Origin of the sequence: Priestia endophytica DSM 13796, assembly GCF_900115845.1 — a bacterium.
Taxonomy (GTDB): Bacteria; Bacillota; Bacilli; order Bacillales; family Bacillaceae_H; genus Bacillus_I; species Bacillus_I endophytica.
This window is the reverse complement of record NZ_FOXX01000002.1, coordinates 221,390-236,706: the sequence shown is the minus strand read 5'-3', so window position 1 is coordinate 236,706 and position 15,317 is coordinate 221,390. Positions and strand designations below refer to the sequence as shown.

Here is a 15,317-nt window from a genome sequence, read left to right as displayed (position 1 = left end):
TATCAATGAAAGAACGTTTCGAAAACAACACAAATGACAGCACTGAACAAACACTTCAAAAACAACATAACGCTGCTCAAAACCTTGCAGATCAACAAATGGATGCAGGAAATTCAACAGAGATGAGCAAAAAACAAGATGGACCAAATCGTCCTTCAACTTAATATCATAAAAAAAGGACACCAACATAATGTTGGCGTCCTTTTTTATTTCCACTTTATTATCTCCTTCATTTTTCCTTCTACTAACATATAGAAGTGAAGCGTCCTTTGTTTCTTTTTATACCATCTTGTAATGTTCACAATTTCAACAAGAGGCGTATCTACTAGCCATCTTTCAAGCTTTTCTTTGCTTTCAACCCATTTATCTCTCTGCGTCTCATGATGAGCAACAGGCCTAAATGTGGAACGAAGATGCGGAGTGGCTATTTTTCCTCTTTCTCTAAAGTATTGTTCATAATCATAACGAGATCCTGTATGAGGAGTTGAAGAAGCAAAATCATCAAATAAAGTAAAAAGCTCTCTGTGAAAAAGAAGTTCTGAAAGCTTTACCCCTAGTTCAATGCGCTCTTCAACTTTTAAAAAATTATATACAGAAAGACCATAAAGCTCTCCTTGTATTGTTGGAAATAGAACAGAGCTAAAATGCAACATTTCTTGAAGTTTGAAAAAAGGACGAGAAAACACTCTTTTCTGATAAACAGGATGAGAAATAACAGGTTGTTGGATAATATGCTGTTCATTCACAACGAGCGCATGAACGAGCCTTTTTTTCTTTCCTTCCTCCCAAAAACGAGTCCACTCTTCTTCCATAAAAGAATGAACATCGAACTTAGAAAGCAATGAAAAAAGCGATTTCTTCTTCTTTTTTGATAATTCATAAAGTAAAAGCTGTGGATATGCATCTTTGAAAATGAGCCAATTGGCACGCTCATATGTTAAAAAAAGACGTTTTCTTAGATTTTTCTTCAAAGCAAAAGAAAAATACGCTCCTTCTAAATCACACATATTCCATCCTGCATTGCGGGACACCATACTTGCAAGGAAAGCCCATTCTATTTCTTTATGTCGTTTAAAATATGCATAGTACGCCTCTGTTCTTGAGATGTTGTCTATGTTTGCTTTTTCCGTTTCTTTTATAATATAATCAACAATCTCCTGCTCGTTCATCCCTATTCTCTCCTTTCTAACAAACGACCTTTTTCATATTTTTGTAACTATGGACTTATGATTTTTGTTATGATATATAATATATTTTTTTGTGGGGCGTTAAATTTAAAGGGGGGAAATCATTCATGATTCGATATCCAAACGGTCGCGCGTATCAGAAGGCAGAGATAAACCATACTAAGCAAAAAGGAAATCATATTTACAGCAATCGTGGGATGACGCTTGAAGATGATTTAAATGAAACAAACAGCTATTATTTAGACCGTAGCATTGCTGTTGTTCACAAAAAGCCAACGCCCATCCAAATTGTAAACGTAAACTATCCGAAAAGAAGTGCTGCAGTTATTAAAGAAGCTTACTTTAAACAAGCTTCAACAACGGACTACAACGGCGTTTACAAAGGAAAATATTTAGATTTTGAAGCCAAAGAAACAAAAAACAAAACGTCTTTCCCACTTCAAAACTTTCATGATCACCAAATTGAACATATGAGCAATGTTGTGAAACAAAATGGCATTTGTTTCGTTATTTTAATGTTCTCTTCTTTGGAAGAAGTATACTTGTATGAAGCATATCATCTTCTAAAATGGTGGGACGACATGAAAAAAGGCGGGAGAAAGTCCATTCCGAAAAAAAGTATTGAACAAGATGGACACCTAATTGAACTTGGATTTCAGCCTAGAATCCCCTATTTAAAGGTTGTTGACGAGCTTTATTTTTAAATTTAGCTTCTTAATATTCCCCTTTTATGTTAAGTTAATTATTGACTTTCTTTTATCAATAGGTATGATTATAGTGGTTGATTCTCTTTTCAATTCGTTGAAAGGTAGGAATGAAAATGTCTGATCAATATACTTCTCGCGAACAGCGAAGAAAACAAAAGGAAAATTCAAAGCGAGGAAGAGGAAAACAAAAAGGCGATAAAGGAAAAAAGAGCCTTTTTAAACGCGTACTAGCTATTATTCTTCTACTTGGCGTTATTTGTTTCGTGATTGGGGTAGGAACGTTTGCTTATATCGCAAGCACCGCTCCAGAGCTTGACGATGCAAAATTAACTGATCCTGTTTCCTCAGTTATTCTAGACAAGAACGGCAAAGAAATAACGGAACTCGGCGGTGAGAAGCGAGAGCTTGTTACATATGACGAGATTCCAGATAAGGTTAAGAATGCTTTTATTGCAACAGAAGATGTGCGCTTTTATAAACATAGCGGTATTGACTTTTACCGAATCGGTGGAGCGGCTGTTGCGAACGTAACAAGTGGATTTGGAGCTGAAGGAGCAAGTACAATTACCCAACAGGTTATTAAAATGTCTGTTCTTACTCCTGAAAAAACCGTCACTCGAAAAGTACAGGAAATGTGGCTAGCTCTTCAACTTGAACGTAAATATTCAAAAGAAGAAATCTTAGCTATGTACTTAAATAAAATTGACTATGCGCGCTCTCAAGTGTTCGGAGTCAAGAAAGCCGCTGAGTTCTTCTTTGGAAAAGACTTAGACGAGCTTACGCTTGAGGAAGCTGCCCTTCTTGCTGGTCTTCCACAAGCTCCAGGAGCGTATGATCCTTATACACATCCTGATCGTGCTGAAAAGCGTCGAAACACAGTATTAAACTTAATGGCTAAACACGGCTTTGCTTCAAAAGAAGAAGTAGAAAAAGCTAAACAAGTGCCTGTTACAAAAAGTTTAATTCCGATTGACGAACAGGAAGAGACAGATGGAGAATATACGACTTTTATTGATGAAGTCGTAAAAGAAGTAAAACAAAAAACAGATGTAGACGTCTATTCTGCTGGTCTTAAAATTCATACAACGCTTGACACAGATGCACAAGATTACGTTGATGAACTTTTATCAACAGACAACATGGTCAACTGGCCTGATGACAAGTTTCAAGCAGGATTTACTGTTGTAGATACTAAAACGGGAGCGATACGTGCCGTTGGTGCGGGACGTAATCGGGTTGCGCGTGGCTTAAGTTTTGCAACAGGAGTCAATCGCCAACCAGGATCAACCATTAAACCAATTTTAGATTATGGACCTGCTGTTGAAAATTTAAAATGGTCCACATACCATCAGCTAAAAGACGAACCGTATGAGTATTCAGATGGCACGCATATCGGAAACTATGGCGGCAACTATCATGGTAACGTGTCAATTCGAAAAGCGCTTGAACAATCATACAACATTCCAGCGCTCAAAACATTCCAAGCTGTCGGAGCAGATAAAGCTCGTGAGTTTGGAACAGATCTTGGTTTAAATCTACCAGATCCTATTACCGAAGCTTACTCAATCGGTGGCTTTAGTGGCGGAGTAACTCCAACACAAATGGCTGGAGCATATAGCGCATTTGGTAATAACGGTGTGTACAATACACCACATACGGTAACAAAAGTTGAATTCCCTGACGGAAACGTTATGAATTTATCTCCTGAATCTGACTCTGTTATGCATGATTACACCGCATATATGGTGACAGATATGTTAAAAGACGTTGTGAAAAAAGGGACGGGTAAAGCTGTTTCTGTTCCAAATGCAACGGTTGCAGGAAAAACGGGTACAACAAACTTTAGTAAAGAAGACCGTGAAAAGTACAATATTCCATCAAGTGCCTCACCTGACGCATGGTTTGTTGGATATAGTCCAAACTATACGATTGCCGTCTGGACAGGATATGAGTCCATTGAAAAAGGAAAGTACTACATGGATACAAGCCAAGAGCTTGGCATGGCAAAGCAAATCTTCAGTAAAGTAATGACTCACGTTTCTGAAGATGTAAAAGATGAGGACTTTAAGAAACCAAGCTCAGTATCTGAAGTAACGGTTGAAAAAGGCTCAGCAAACCCAGGTCGCCTGGCAAGCAAATATACGCCTGACAGTGCAAAGGTAACAGAGCTTTTCGTAAAAGGTACAGAGCCTTCTAAAGTATCAAAAACATATGAGAAAAAAGCAGAAGAAAAGGAAAAAGAAGAAGAAGAAAAAGAAGAGAAAAAAGAAGACAGTAACGTTAAGAAACCATCAGGTCTTAGCGCTTCGTACAACAAAGCTTCCAATCAAATTGTGTTGAATTGGAATTATAGTGGAAATACAGACGGTGTTTCCTTTAGAGTCTCTTCAACGGTAGATGGTCAAGCAGGTTCATCTACAACAACAAACGGCACTTCAGCTACGTTTGAAGCCTCCTCTCCTAACGGTAACTATACCTTCACCGTTGTAGCGGTCAATAGTTCAGGTGATGAGAGCGACGGTGCTTCAACATCCCTTCGTATAGGAACTGGAGATGGTTCAGCAGGAACTGACGAAGAAACGGATGATAATAATCAGGATGATCAGCAAGGTACGCGTCCTGAAGATGAACAACCTTCCGAAGATGATAGCGGAAGTGATGATGAGAACAACAATGATAATACAAATGATGAACAAAATAACGAGCAGCCAACACCAACTCAGCCAACGACTCCACCTAGTGGAAACAATGGGAATGATGATGGAACTGATGATGGAACCGGTGGCACTACTGAAACACCAACAACTCCAGACACTGATGAGGGTCAAGGTACGACACCCCCGACACAGCCTGATGAGGGAACTGAAACACCAACAACACCAACTCAGCCTGAAACTGCTCAATAAAAATAGCCGATCCTTTTAAAAGGATCGGCTATTTTCTTTTTATAATGGCATTTACTTTTGCTTGTTTATTAGCTTCTGTAAAGAGCTCATCAAGCTGCATATAAGATACATACTGATTTGGCTTTTGCATAATAAAGAAAAGGCGCTCTGTAACATTGAACGGTTTGATTTTTAAAGAAGCTACATGATCTGAGAAGTTTTGAAAACCGGGAATTGGTGAATGATTCATCCAGAAAAGAAACGTAATAAATTGACCAATCGAACTTTTCATAAGTTCTTTAACGTCTTCTTTTTTTCGCTGCCGAAACAGGTCTCTCATCTCTTCCTTTTCATTTTGAAACACTTTAAAAGGAGTCTCGCTCCCCCTTTCCCACGGACGTTCTTCTCTTTCATTCAAAAGAGCCATCATATCATAATAAAACAAGTCACTTTTGGAGGAAACAACATCCCCCTCTTGATAAAAAAGCGGATGAATAAAGCTTTGTGGCACCATTATGCTTTTCATGCTTTTTTACTCTTCATTCTTTTCTTTCCTTCTCGACAAAGCTCAAGAAGTGGACAAACCTCGCATTTTGGGGCTTGTGCTTTACAATGATAGCGCCCGAAAAAAATTAAGCGATGATGTGTAACAGACCATTCATCTTTAGGTACTTTTCTCATTAGTGTTTTTTCCACTTCTAAAACAGAGTCTTTCCACCGACAGATAGCAAGTCTCTTTGAAACTCTTTCAACATGTGTATCAACAGCTAGAGCAGGCACACCAAAAGCCACTGATAGAACGACATTAGCTGTTTTACGTCCTACTCCAGGAAGCTTTTCAAGCTCCTCTCTCGTTTTTGGAATTTCTCCGTTATGTTCCTTTATTAATAATTCACAAAGTTTTCGGATGTTTTTAGCCTTATTACGGTAAAGACCAATAGAACGAATATCTTGCTGTAATTCTTCTTCTGTTACGTTCACATAATCTTGTGGTTCATGATATTTCTCAAACAAATGGGTTGTTACTTTATTAACTAGGGCATCTGTACATTGTGCAGAAAGCACTACAGCAATCGTTAAATCAAATGGATTACGATGATTGAGCTCACAGTGAGCATCAGGAAACATCTCAGCCATTTGATCCAAACAGTAGCGAATTTCTTTTAGAGTTAACATTCTTTTTGTTCTCCTTTATTCTTTCTTATCAAAAAAAAGAAAACGAGAGAACCCTCCCGTTTTCTTCTACTGCTCTAACCAATTAAAAAAGGGAATCGTCGTTTTGCGCGTTCCTTCATTAGAACTTACTCCTTGCTTTGGCTGCTGATGTTGTCTAAACTTTCGGCTTTGATTTCTAGCCTGTTCAATTGTTTTTACACCGTTCTTCTTCCATTCAAAAAGAATGCGGTCAATATAACGAAAGTTTAGTTTCCCGCTCATAACAGCTTCACGGAGAGCGGCCTTAATAATAACTGGCTCATGGTCGTCTTGGTCAATCCACATCGATAATGTTTCACATTCAAAAGGTGATAGCGGACGACCAAATTCTTTTTCAAACATTGTGTAAAGGTCTGTCTCCGACTGTTCTCTCTGTTGTTGTTCTTCTTCGTGAACTGTTTCAAACATAAGGGAAGCAAGCTTTTGCCATAGAGGTCGTAAAGAGTACTTTTCACAGATCATCATAGAAACGTCTTGCTGCTCAATTGCCAAGAAGCCTCTCTTCATTAAACTTCGTAAAACTTCTGAGCAAGCTGTTCCGTCAATACTCATGCGGTTGGAAATTTCAATTGGGGTTGGGAAGGGATTGCCGCTTCCAATCGATTCATGGATGTGTAGCAGCGTCAAAAATTCAATTTCATTAAGTCCAATGTCCGCATAGTGCTTGAGCAAAACTTTTGGAATAGAAACGCTTCCCCCTTCTAACCACTCTACTACCCTCTCTCTATCCATTGCGAACACCTCTTTTTATTAGTATATCATGTTGTAAAGAGTAAATAGAACTTCAATTATTACCTAAGCTAGAAAAGCTAGAGAAAGGTGTTTAAAAAGCTTAATGGCTTTTTAAACACCTTTTTCTCTTTCTTATTAAGGATATAAACGATTTAATAAACGTGGGAATGGAATGCTCTCACGAACGTGTTCTGTACCGCTCAACCAAGCTACAGTACGTTCAAGACCTAATCCAAATCCAGAGTGAGGTACAGAACCATATTTACGAAGCTCTAAGTACCATTTGTATGCTTCTGGCTCAAGACCGTGTTCTTCTACACGCTGATCTAATAAGTCAACATCATGAATACGTTCTGAACCACCGATAATTTCGCCATAACCTTCTGGAGCAATCAAATCTGCACAAAGAACAACTTCCTCACGCTCTGGATCTGGCTGCATGTAGAATGGTTTTAATGATGTTGGATAGTGTGTAATGAAAACAGGCTTATCATAGCTATTAGCAATAGCTGTTTCATGTGGTGATCCGAAATCATCTCCCCATTCAATATCATCAAATCCTTGCTCTTTTAAGAATGTAATGGCATCATCATACGTAATGCGTGGGAATGGAGCTTTAATGTTTTCCAGTTTTGATACATCTCTATCAAGCGTTTTAAGTTCAAGCTTGCAGTTTGCTAGCACTGCTTGCGCAATATGTTCAACATATTGTTCCTGAACCTTTAAGCTGTCCTCAAATTGATAAAATGCCATTTCAGGCTCAATCATCCAAAACTCAATTAGATGACGGCGTGTTTTAGACTTCTCTGCACGGAATGTTGGTCCAAACGAAAATACTTTACCAAATGCCATTGCAGCAGCTTCCATGTAAAGCTGTCCACTTTGAGAAAGGTATGCATCTTCTTCGAAATATTTTGTATGGAAAAGCTCTGATGTTCCTTCAGGAGCACTTCCTGTTAAGATTGGTGGATCAATTTTTGTGAAATCATTTTTGTTAAAAAATTCATATGTGGCACGGATAATTTCATTACGAATTTTTAGCACCGCATGTTGCTTACGAGAGCGAATCCAAAGATGACGATGATCCATTAGAAACTCTGTTCCATGCTCTTTTGGTGTAATTGGATAGTCTACTGCTTCATGAATTACTTCTAACCCTGTAACAGAAAGCTCATATCCAAATGGAGAACGCTCATCTTTCTTTACAATTCCTGTCACATAAAGAGAAGATTCCTGTGTTGTTGATTTTGCTACTTTAAAAACATCTTCTCCAACTTCTGCTTTCACAACAACGCCTTGCATAAATCCTGTCCCATCGCGAAGTTGTAAGAAAGCGATTTTTCCGCTTGAACGTTTATTTGCAAGCCACGCTCCAATTGTGACTTCTTGATCAATATAGTTACTTACTTGTGAGATTGTTACCTTCACCATTTTAGCCTCCAAGTCATTCAATATGTATCTTTTTTTAAACACGTTTAAAGCGCCCGTTTCATGCGCGCACGCTTTCTATTATAACGTCCACTTTCAACAAGTACAAGAGCCGTAAAAGTATCCCTTTTTTTACAGCTCTTTTTTCATCGCTAGGCGTTCATCCGATTCTTCATAAAATTCCTTATCCGTTCCACCGCCCGACCAAGTTCATCAAGTGATGTTGCATAGGAAAGTCTTGCGTTATGAGGCGCTCCAAATCCAGAGCCTGGAACAAGCGCTACTTTTGCTTCGTCTAAAAGTCCTTCCACCCATTTATCAACTGTATCATATCCTGCAAGATTTGCTGCTTTTGATACATTTGGAAACAGATAAAAAGCACCATGCGGTTTCAGACATGTAATTCCTGGAGTTTTTATTAACTCTTCGTAGATAATGTTTAAACGTTTTTGAAACGCCACTCTCATTTCTTCTACGACACTTTGATCTCCATTGTATGCCTCAATAGCTGCATATTGCGCAATTGAAGTTGGATTTGAAGTACTATGGCTAGCTAAGCTTGTCATTGCTTTGATAATCTGTTTATCTCCCGCAGCATAGCCAATTCTCCAGCCTGTCATTGCATGTGACTTTGATACTCCATTAATGATGATGGTCTGTTTCTTTATATCTTCTGACAGCTCTGCAATTGAAACATGACGATATTTATCATATACAAGCTTTTCATAAATCTCATCTGAAATGATAAGAATGTTATGTTGCACACAGAACTTCCCAATCATTTCAAGTTCTTCTCTTGTATAAATCATTCCTGTTGGATTGCTCGGTGAATTTAACACAATAGCTTTTGTATTGCTTGTAACAGCTGCTTGAAGAGAAGAAATAGTAATTTTAAACTCATTTTCTTCGTATGTTTTGATAAAGACAGGTGCTCCACCAGCAAGCTTCACTTGCTCGGGATAACTTACCCAGTACGGAGTGGGGATAAGCACTTCATCTCCTTCATTTAACACTGCTTGAAAAAGCGTATAAAGAGCATGCTTTGCCCCCGTACATATAATAATTTCAGAAGCATCGTAATGAAGGTTTTGATCTCGTTCAAACTTTGCAGAGACGGCCTTTTTCAAAGAAAGTAATCCACCTGATGGTGTGTATTTAGTATAGCCTTGCTCCATTGCTTTTTTAGCTTGTTCTAAAATATTATGAGGGGTATTAAAGTCAGGTTCCCCAGCTCCAAGACCGATTACATCATATCCTTCTTCTCTAAGCTCTCTTGCCTTTGCCGTAATTGCAAGCGTTGCGGACGGCGTTAAAGATGAAACGCGATTAGCTAACATACCGCTCCCCCTTATGTAGTAACCATAAGCACCTTAGCTGCTCGTTAAGCTATAGCGACGATAAAAGTCTCCGCTTCCTGTCGTGACATAATAATAGGTTAGGCGATTTTCATCGTCTGTATACGTTACTTCCCAAAGCGGCGTTTTTCCATTAGGGCTTACAGCTAAGCGAATGGATTTAATTTCTTGTGGATTTCGATCTTGCTTTACAATACTTTCTACTTGTTCCTTAGAGATAATATCCTCTTTTTTTCGAACTATAACGTCACCTTTTTTTGCTTTTTCAGGAACCCATGCAATTACGTTTTCACCTTTTTCATTTTCTCCACTTGCAATGTAATATGTTTTCTTTCCATAGTAGGTCGAAATTGGCTCAACGTTTTTTAATTTATACTGTTTCGTTAAAATAGAAATGTCGCCTTTGTCCACTTTCTCTGCGCTAATTGAACTGTGATAAATATCTGCACAAAGCCATACAAAAAGAGCAACAATAATACTACCACCGATAATAAACCATTTTCTCATTTCAAATCACTCAAGTCCTATAAATTGTAAATACAGCTTTTTCTTTGTCTTCTTCATCTAAAGCTAGTCCAAACATTAAATCTTGACGCTTTAACGTTCGATTCAACGTATCCACCACTTTATAAAGGTCTGAAGAATTCTCTACAGTTACTGTTGATAATACTTCAATTTTCGTTTCCATATTCATTTCGCTCCTATCAAAAAAATTGCCAGCATATTTTGTACGATTGGCGCACATATTATAGCCATAAAGATCATGACTTTAAGCAATATTATAACAGTTCAACCTAGATTTTACGACAACATCACAACAAAACTCCTGCCACACACAGGGAAGAAAAGCAGCTATGATAAAGTAGCTGCTTTTTTTATTCTGAAGGATCCCACCATTCCTCAAGTCCTTCTATCATTTCATCAAATGGCTTGTATACAACATCCACTTCTGGGATAGATTTAATAAACTGTTTTCCATACGGTGATTCTATAATCCGTCGATCAAAAATCACGATTGCTCCTTTATCTCTCTTCGTGCGGATAAGACGACCAAATCCTTGTTTAAATCGGATAATCGCATCTGGAAGGGCTTGCTCTGTAAAAGCATTTCGCCCTAGCTTCTTTATTCGATCCATTTTAGCCGCGACAACTGGGTCGTGTGGAGGTGCAAAAGGAAGACGTACGATAGCAAGACATGAGAGAGCTTCTCCTGGAATATCCACACCTTCCCAAAAGCTGCTTGTTCCAAAGAGAATAGATTGATCAAACTGTACAAAGTCTTTGACAAGTCTCGTTCGATTTCTTGTTGAAATTCCTTGTCCAAAAACCATAAAACGTTCTTCAAAATCTAAGTCTTTTGTATAGTGAAATGTTTTTTTCAACATTTCATATGACGTAAATAAAACAAGCATTTTCCCATTTGTCACCCGCGCAACTTGCAAGATGGAATGAGCAAGAGAAAGACAATAATCATCAAGATCCGTTTCATTAACGGCAGGAAGATCATCTGGAATAAAAAGTCGAGCCTGCTCTTTATAATGAAAAGGAGATTCTACCTTCAACTGCAAAGGTTGAAAATCATATAAACCAAGTCTCTCAATTGTATAATCAAAGGCTTCTTTAATTGTTAATGTGGCAGATGTTAATACAACGCTCTTTTTATGCGTGAAAAATAGATCAGCAAGCGCTTCACTTACATCTGCTGGTTGATTGTATAAAAAAGCAGCATTTGCCGCTCCTTTTGCTTCAATTTCAACCCAACACACTTCCCCTTCTTTTTCTGATAGAAGAAGAGTATGTAATTTATCTCGAATAAGCAAAAGCGCTTCACAGCATGCAATCAAATTATGCCATTTTTCATACTGTTTACTTACGGGATCCCACTGCTGTTTTTCTCCTTCTTGTTTAAAGATAAGATAAATTCTCTCAAAATCCTCCAACAAGAAAAGCGTCCTTAAACAAGATTCTTTAATCGCGGATGGAGCTTTTTCTACTTCATATCGTTTACGAACTCTCGTTGTCGCTTGTTCATGCTGCATGCTTCTTCTTACATAGCGATGAATAAGACGAAATAAATCGTCCATTTCAGCTCGCACTTGTCTAACATTCCCGTCAAGTTTAATAAACCGCGACTTTCTTCCTGTCATATACTCACCAACATCTTTTAAATACCCTTCCGTATCATTTGTGCCGATCTTTAAAAGAAGATGATGAATTTGAAAATAGTCAAGCTGTGTGCCAAGCTGCTCACTCGCAATTTCTTCTAAATGATGAGCTTCGTCGATAATTACACTATCATATTGAGGAAGAAATTTTTGCTTTCTCATCACATCCAAAAGCAATAAACGATGATTTGTTACGATAATGTCGGAATCTTTTGCTCTGTTTTGAGCTCGTTCATAAAATGAGAACCTCTGCCATGGTTCTTGAAAATCTATAGGGAGCGGCTGTTCATCATTAATTTGTTCCCAAAAAAGCTTTCCGCCAGAAGGCAAATTCAGCTCATCAATGTCCCCTGTAGTTGTCATAGTCAACCACACTACAATAGCTGACTTAGCAAGCACAATATCATAGTTACTTTCTTTTTTAGGTAAAAAGCTAAGAAACTTTCTAACATTCAAGTAATGATGGCGCCCTTTCAAAAGAGTAACAGAAACAGGAAATGAAACAAGTTCTTCAAGAAGCGGAGCATTTTGGTCGATAAGCTGTTGCTGTAAATTCACTGTATGTGTTGAAACAACAACAGGCTGCTTTTTTTCTTTAGCCACAAAAATAGCTGGAATAAGATAAGCTAACGTCTTACCTGTTCCTGTTCCTGCTTCAATTATGGCATGCTGGCTCGTTGTGAGCGCTTCGTATACGGTTTCCATCATCGACCATTGAGCACTACGTGATTCATACTTCTTCAGCACTCCTTTAAAAAGCTCTTCTCGCTTCTTATAAAAAGTTTCATATGATAGATCCGTATCGTTATCGACATTTTTTACAACTGCTTTTTTAATTGGCAAATCTTGAATAATTTCAAGTTCTTCTCGCTCTTGTGCACGCACAGCTTCTTTCAATCCCTGATTGAAAAGCTCACCAATAGCGCTTTTATAGGAAGGGGCAAAACGAGAAAGCCATGTTAGCGTTTCTTTAGGAAGCTCCTTAATTTTATCGAGGAGCAACAAAAGCAAGTCACCTGTTGCTTCTGCATCACTATCTGCTTGATGTGGATTATCGTGTTCCATATTAAAGTGAGTTGAAAGCTGCTGAAGCTTGTATCCTTCATTTGTTGGAAGTAAAATACGTGAAAGTTCCACTGTATCAATTAGCTTATTTGTTAATGGCCTAAAACCAATTCTTTGTAATTCTTGATTCAAGAAAGAAAAATCAAAGTGAACGTTGTGCGCTACAAAATAAGCATCCCCAATAAACTCAACAAGCGAGGAAGCAATCTCTTCAAACGTTGGTGCATGTTGCACCATTTCGTTATTAATATGCGTAAGCTGCTCAATGAACGTCGGAATTTCAGCTTTTGGGTTTACAAAAGTTGAAAACCGAGCAAGCACTTCTCCATCCGCCATGAGCAGAGCCGCAACTTGGATAATGCGATCTCCGTTTTTAGGGTTATGTCCTGTTGTCTCTAAATCAAGCACAACGTACTGATTACTCATTGTAAAGTCCACCTCTATTGTTCCATAACTAACATTTCTCTATGTAAATATAAAAAGAGTGTCACCATCTTTTAGACACCCTCTTCTCTATGTTGCTTTAAGTTTATCTTTGTTAAAACAACGTTATTAAATATGAACTATTGCCGATTGGCTAAGTTATAGAGAAAAGCAATGGCGACTACTGTCTCTAAAATTTTAACAGTTGGCTCCTGTTTAAGCAATTGTTTGATGTCCATTGCTCTTGTGAAAAAGAGAGGAAGAAAAACAAAATTGTTTTTTCTTCCTCTCTTTTTAGACTTCTATTTACTAGCATTACCAACTTCAGTTATTTCAAGCCTGTTTCCTTTTACATCACTTTTTTAATATCTAGAATCACGTTATCAATTAAGCGTGCTTGGGAAAACTTCACTGCGATGGCAATAATTATTTTCTCTTCAAGAACTGTTATCTCTTCTAATGATGGGTAGCGATAAAGTTCTACATAATCAACTTCTCCATCTGTATGCTCATTAATGTGAGTCAGAATGCTTTCTCTAATCTTTTGTTTATCTCGTTCCCCTTGTTCGACAAGCGTACTTGCTTTTCGCAAACTTTCATATAAATGAGGAGCTTGTTCTCTTTCTTTTTCCGTTAAATAAACATTTCTTGAACTTTTAGCTAAACCGTCTTCTTCGCGCACTGTCTCAACACCAATAATTTCAATTGGAAAGAAATAATCCTCTATAAACCCCTTTGTTACGGCTACTTGCTGAGCATCTTTCAAACCAAAATAAGCTCTATCTGGCATTGTTATATGAAATAGCTTTGAAAGGACAGTTACAACTCCATCAAAATGTCCTGGTCTACTTTTTCCACAAAGAACGTTAGTACGATCTATAGCTGTAAGTTTCGTTGTCGGGAATGTTGGATACATTTCATCAACAGAAGGAAGAAAAACAATATCAACTCCTTCTTTTGCTGCAAGAGTAAGGTCACGCTGTTCATCTCTTGGATATTTTTCAAAATCTTCATTAGGACCAAACTGAGTCGGATTAACAAAAATACTTAAAATTACAGTATCATTTTGTTTTTTAGCTTTCTTAATAAGCGTCAAGTGTCCTTCATGTAAAAAACCCATTGTTGGCACAAATCCAATTGTCCGATCACTTTTACGCTCTTCTCTTACAAATTCCTTCATTTCTTCTACAGTTTTTATAACTTTCATACCTATGGCTGTCTTCATGCTTACTTCCCTCCATAAAGAGAAAAAAGCGCTTCTTCTTTCATCGTAAAAGAATGCTCTTCACTTGGGAATATTTTTGCTTTTACATCACTGACATACTCACGTAAGCTTTTTTCAATATATTCATTTGCATTTCCGTACGTTTTCACAAACTTAGGCAATCGTTCAACTCCATAAGAAATGACGTCATGATAAACAAGAACTTGCCCATCTGTATATGAACCAGCACCAATTCCAATGACAGGGATCTCTAGTTCCTCTGTAATTCGTTTTGAAAGCTGATATGGGACACATTCAAGCACAACTGCAATAGCTCCTGAGGCTTCAGCACATTTCGCATCTTCAATAAGCTTTAATGCTGACTGAGCATCTTTTCCTTGTACTTTATAGCCTCCAAGTACGCCTACTGTTTGTGGAGTAAGCCCTAAATGACTTACAACAGGAATGCCTCCTTCTGTTAAAGCTCTAATAACACTAAGCGTTTCACCTGCTCCCTCAAGCTTCAAAGCATGTGCACCACTTTCGCGCATTATTTCGGCTCCTGCTCTTAGTGCATCTTCTCTTGAAGTGTGATATGACATAAACGGCATATCTGTCACAATAAACGTCTTGCCTGCTCCTCTTTTTACGGCCTTTGTATGATGTATCATATCCTCTACCGTAACAGGAATTGTTGACTCATATCCAAGTACAACCATCCCGAGAGAATCTCCAACAAGAATCATCTCAACGCCCGCTTGTTCTGCTAAACGAGCAGATGGATAATCGTAAGCTGTTAGCATTACAATTGGCTCTTTTTCCTTTTTCATTTTCATAAAGCTGTCTCTTGTTCTCATGTTCGCTTCCTCCTTTAAGTGGAGAGAAATGAACAACCATCTGGTTTGTCATTCCTCTGTCCTAGTCCATGCCCGGATCAAGGCAGAATAGTAT

Annotated in this window: 14 protein-coding genes; 3 read left to right on the top strand and 11 right to left on the bottom strand. The window is 38.0% G+C overall.

All coding sequences use genetic code 11. The annotated features are described in order from the left end of the window. Positions 1–5: 5 nt before the first annotated feature. Positions 6–164, top strand: a complete 159-nt coding sequence (locus BM012_RS26295; RefSeq protein WP_161939292.1) for a hypothetical protein — start codon at positions 6–8, stop codon at positions 162–164. 42 nt (positions 165–206) lie between these two features. Here BM012_RS26295 and BM012_RS05555 read toward each other — a convergent pair whose 3' ends face one another. Next, positions 207–1,169 (bottom strand): DUF2515 family protein, encoded by a 963-nt coding sequence (locus BM012_RS05555; protein WP_061803586.1) that lies wholly within the window; start codon positions 1,167–1,169, stop codon positions 207–209. Between the two features lie 125 nt (positions 1,170–1,294). Here BM012_RS05555 and recU point away from each other — a divergent pair, with 125 nt between their 5' ends. Both recU and BM012_RS05545 read left to right on the top strand, forming a co-directional pair. Next, complete coding sequence (gene recU / locus BM012_RS05550) at positions 1,295–1,891, top strand: Holliday junction resolvase RecU (RefSeq protein WP_061803585.1); 597 nt, start codon at positions 1,295–1,297, stop codon at positions 1,889–1,891. Between the two features lie 116 nt (positions 1,892–2,007). After that, on the top strand, positions 2,008–4,800 hold the full coding sequence (locus BM012_RS05545) for a transglycosylase domain-containing protein (protein WP_064504967.1): 2,793 nt from the start codon (positions 2,008–2,010) through the stop codon (positions 4,798–4,800). Positions 4,801–4,828: 28 nt separating this feature from the next. On the opposite strand, the gene BM012_RS05540 is transcribed toward BM012_RS05545, so the two are convergent. The 10 genes from BM012_RS05540 to panB form a co-directional block, all read right to left on the bottom strand. Continuing rightward, entirely contained in the window at positions 4,829–5,305 is a 477-nt protein-coding gene (locus BM012_RS05540) for a YpoC family protein (protein WP_061803584.1), read from the bottom strand. Further along, the gene (gene nth, locus BM012_RS05535) at positions 5,302–5,955 is read right to left on the bottom strand and encodes an endonuclease III (RefSeq protein ID WP_061803583.1); all 654 of its coding nucleotides are present in this window, start codon (positions 5,953–5,955) and stop codon (positions 5,302–5,304) included. Before nth ends, BM012_RS05540 begins: the two co-directional genes overlap by 4 nt. 66 nt (positions 5,956–6,021) lie before the next feature. Further along, complete coding sequence (locus BM012_RS05530) at positions 6,022–6,726, bottom strand: DnaD domain-containing protein (RefSeq protein ID WP_061803582.1); 705 nt, start codon at positions 6,724–6,726, stop codon at positions 6,022–6,024. Positions 6,727–6,861: 135 nt separating this feature from the next. Next, on the bottom strand, positions 6,862–8,154 hold the full coding sequence (asnS, locus tag BM012_RS05525) for an asparagine--tRNA ligase (protein WP_040058505.1): 1,293 nt from the start codon (positions 8,152–8,154) through the stop codon (positions 6,862–6,864). A 152-nt stretch (positions 8,155–8,306) separates the two neighbouring features. Beyond that, positions 8,307–9,491, bottom strand: coding sequence for a pyridoxal phosphate-dependent aminotransferase (locus BM012_RS05520; RefSeq protein ID WP_061803581.1), 1,185 nt, complete (start codon positions 9,489–9,491; stop codon positions 8,307–8,309). Positions 9,492–9,524: 33 nt separating this feature from the next. After that, positions 9,525–10,016, bottom strand: coding sequence for a cell wall elongation regulator TseB-like domain-containing protein (locus tag BM012_RS05515; RefSeq protein ID WP_061803580.1), 492 nt, complete (start codon positions 10,014–10,016; stop codon positions 9,525–9,527). Positions 10,017–10,026: 10 nt separating this feature from the next. Further along, positions 10,027–10,197, bottom strand: a complete 171-nt coding sequence (locus BM012_RS05510) for a YpmA family protein (protein ID WP_019393039.1) — start codon at positions 10,195–10,197, stop codon at positions 10,027–10,029. A 187-nt stretch (positions 10,198–10,384) separates the two neighbouring features. After that, complete coding sequence (gene dinG / locus BM012_RS05505; RefSeq protein WP_061803579.1) at positions 10,385–13,165, bottom strand: ATP-dependent DNA helicase DinG; 2,781 nt, start codon at positions 13,163–13,165, stop codon at positions 10,385–10,387. Positions 13,166–13,511: 346 nt separating this feature from the next. Beyond that, positions 13,512–14,369, bottom strand: coding sequence for a pantoate--beta-alanine ligase (panC, locus tag BM012_RS05495; RefSeq protein WP_061803835.1), 858 nt, complete (start codon positions 14,367–14,369; stop codon positions 13,512–13,514). A gap of 20 nt (positions 14,370–14,389) precedes the next feature. Beyond that, positions 14,390–15,223 (bottom strand): 3-methyl-2-oxobutanoate hydroxymethyltransferase, encoded by an 834-nt coding sequence (panB, locus tag BM012_RS05490; protein ID WP_061803577.1) that lies wholly within the window; start codon positions 15,221–15,223, stop codon positions 14,390–14,392. Between the last annotated feature and the right edge of the window lie 94 nt (positions 15,224–15,317).

Bases quoted from the DNA above. Each gene is read 5' to 3' on its own strand.
- BM012_RS26295 (WP_161939292.1), top strand. From the start codon at position 6: ATGAAAGAACGTTTCGAAAACAACACAAATGACAGCACTGAACAAACA.
- BM012_RS05555 (WP_061803586.1), bottom strand. From the start codon at position 1,169: ATGAACGAGCAGGAGATTGTTGATTATATTATAAAAGAAACGGAAAAA.
- recU (WP_061803585.1), top strand. From the start codon at position 1,295: ATGATTCGATATCCAAACGGTCGCGCGTATCAGAAGGCAGAGATAAAC.
- BM012_RS05545 (WP_064504967.1), top strand. From the start codon at position 2,008: ATGTCTGATCAATATACTTCTCGCGAACAGCGAAGAAAACAAAAGGAA.
- BM012_RS05540 (WP_061803584.1), bottom strand. From the start codon at position 5,305: ATGAAAAGCATAATGGTGCCACAAAGCTTTATTCATCCGCTTTTTTAT.
- nth (WP_061803583.1), bottom strand. From the start codon at position 5,955: ATGTTAACTCTAAAAGAAATTCGCTACTGTTTGGATCAAATGGCTGAG.
- BM012_RS05530 (WP_061803582.1), bottom strand. From the start codon at position 6,726: ATGGATAGAGAGAGGGTAGTAGAGTGGTTAGAAGGGGGAAGCGTTTCT.
- BM012_RS05520 (WP_061803581.1), bottom strand. From the start codon at position 9,491: ATGTTAGCTAATCGCGTTTCATCTTTAACGCCGTCCGCAACGCTTGCA.
- BM012_RS05515 (WP_061803580.1), bottom strand. From the start codon at position 10,016: ATGAGAAAATGGTTTATTATCGGTGGTAGTATTATTGTTGCTCTTTTT.
- BM012_RS05510 (WP_019393039.1), bottom strand. From the start codon at position 10,197: ATGGAAACGAAAATTGAAGTATTATCAACAGTAACTGTAGAGAATTCT.
- dinG (WP_061803579.1), bottom strand. From the start codon at position 13,165: ATGAGTAATCAGTACGTTGTGCTTGATTTAGAGACAACAGGACATAAC.
- panC (WP_061803835.1), bottom strand. From the start codon at position 14,369: ATGAAAGTTATAAAAACTGTAGAAGAAATGAAGGAATTTGTAAGAGAA.
- panB (WP_061803577.1), bottom strand. From the start codon at position 15,223: ATGAGAACAAGAGACAGCTTTATGAAAATGAAAAAGGAAAAAGAGCCA.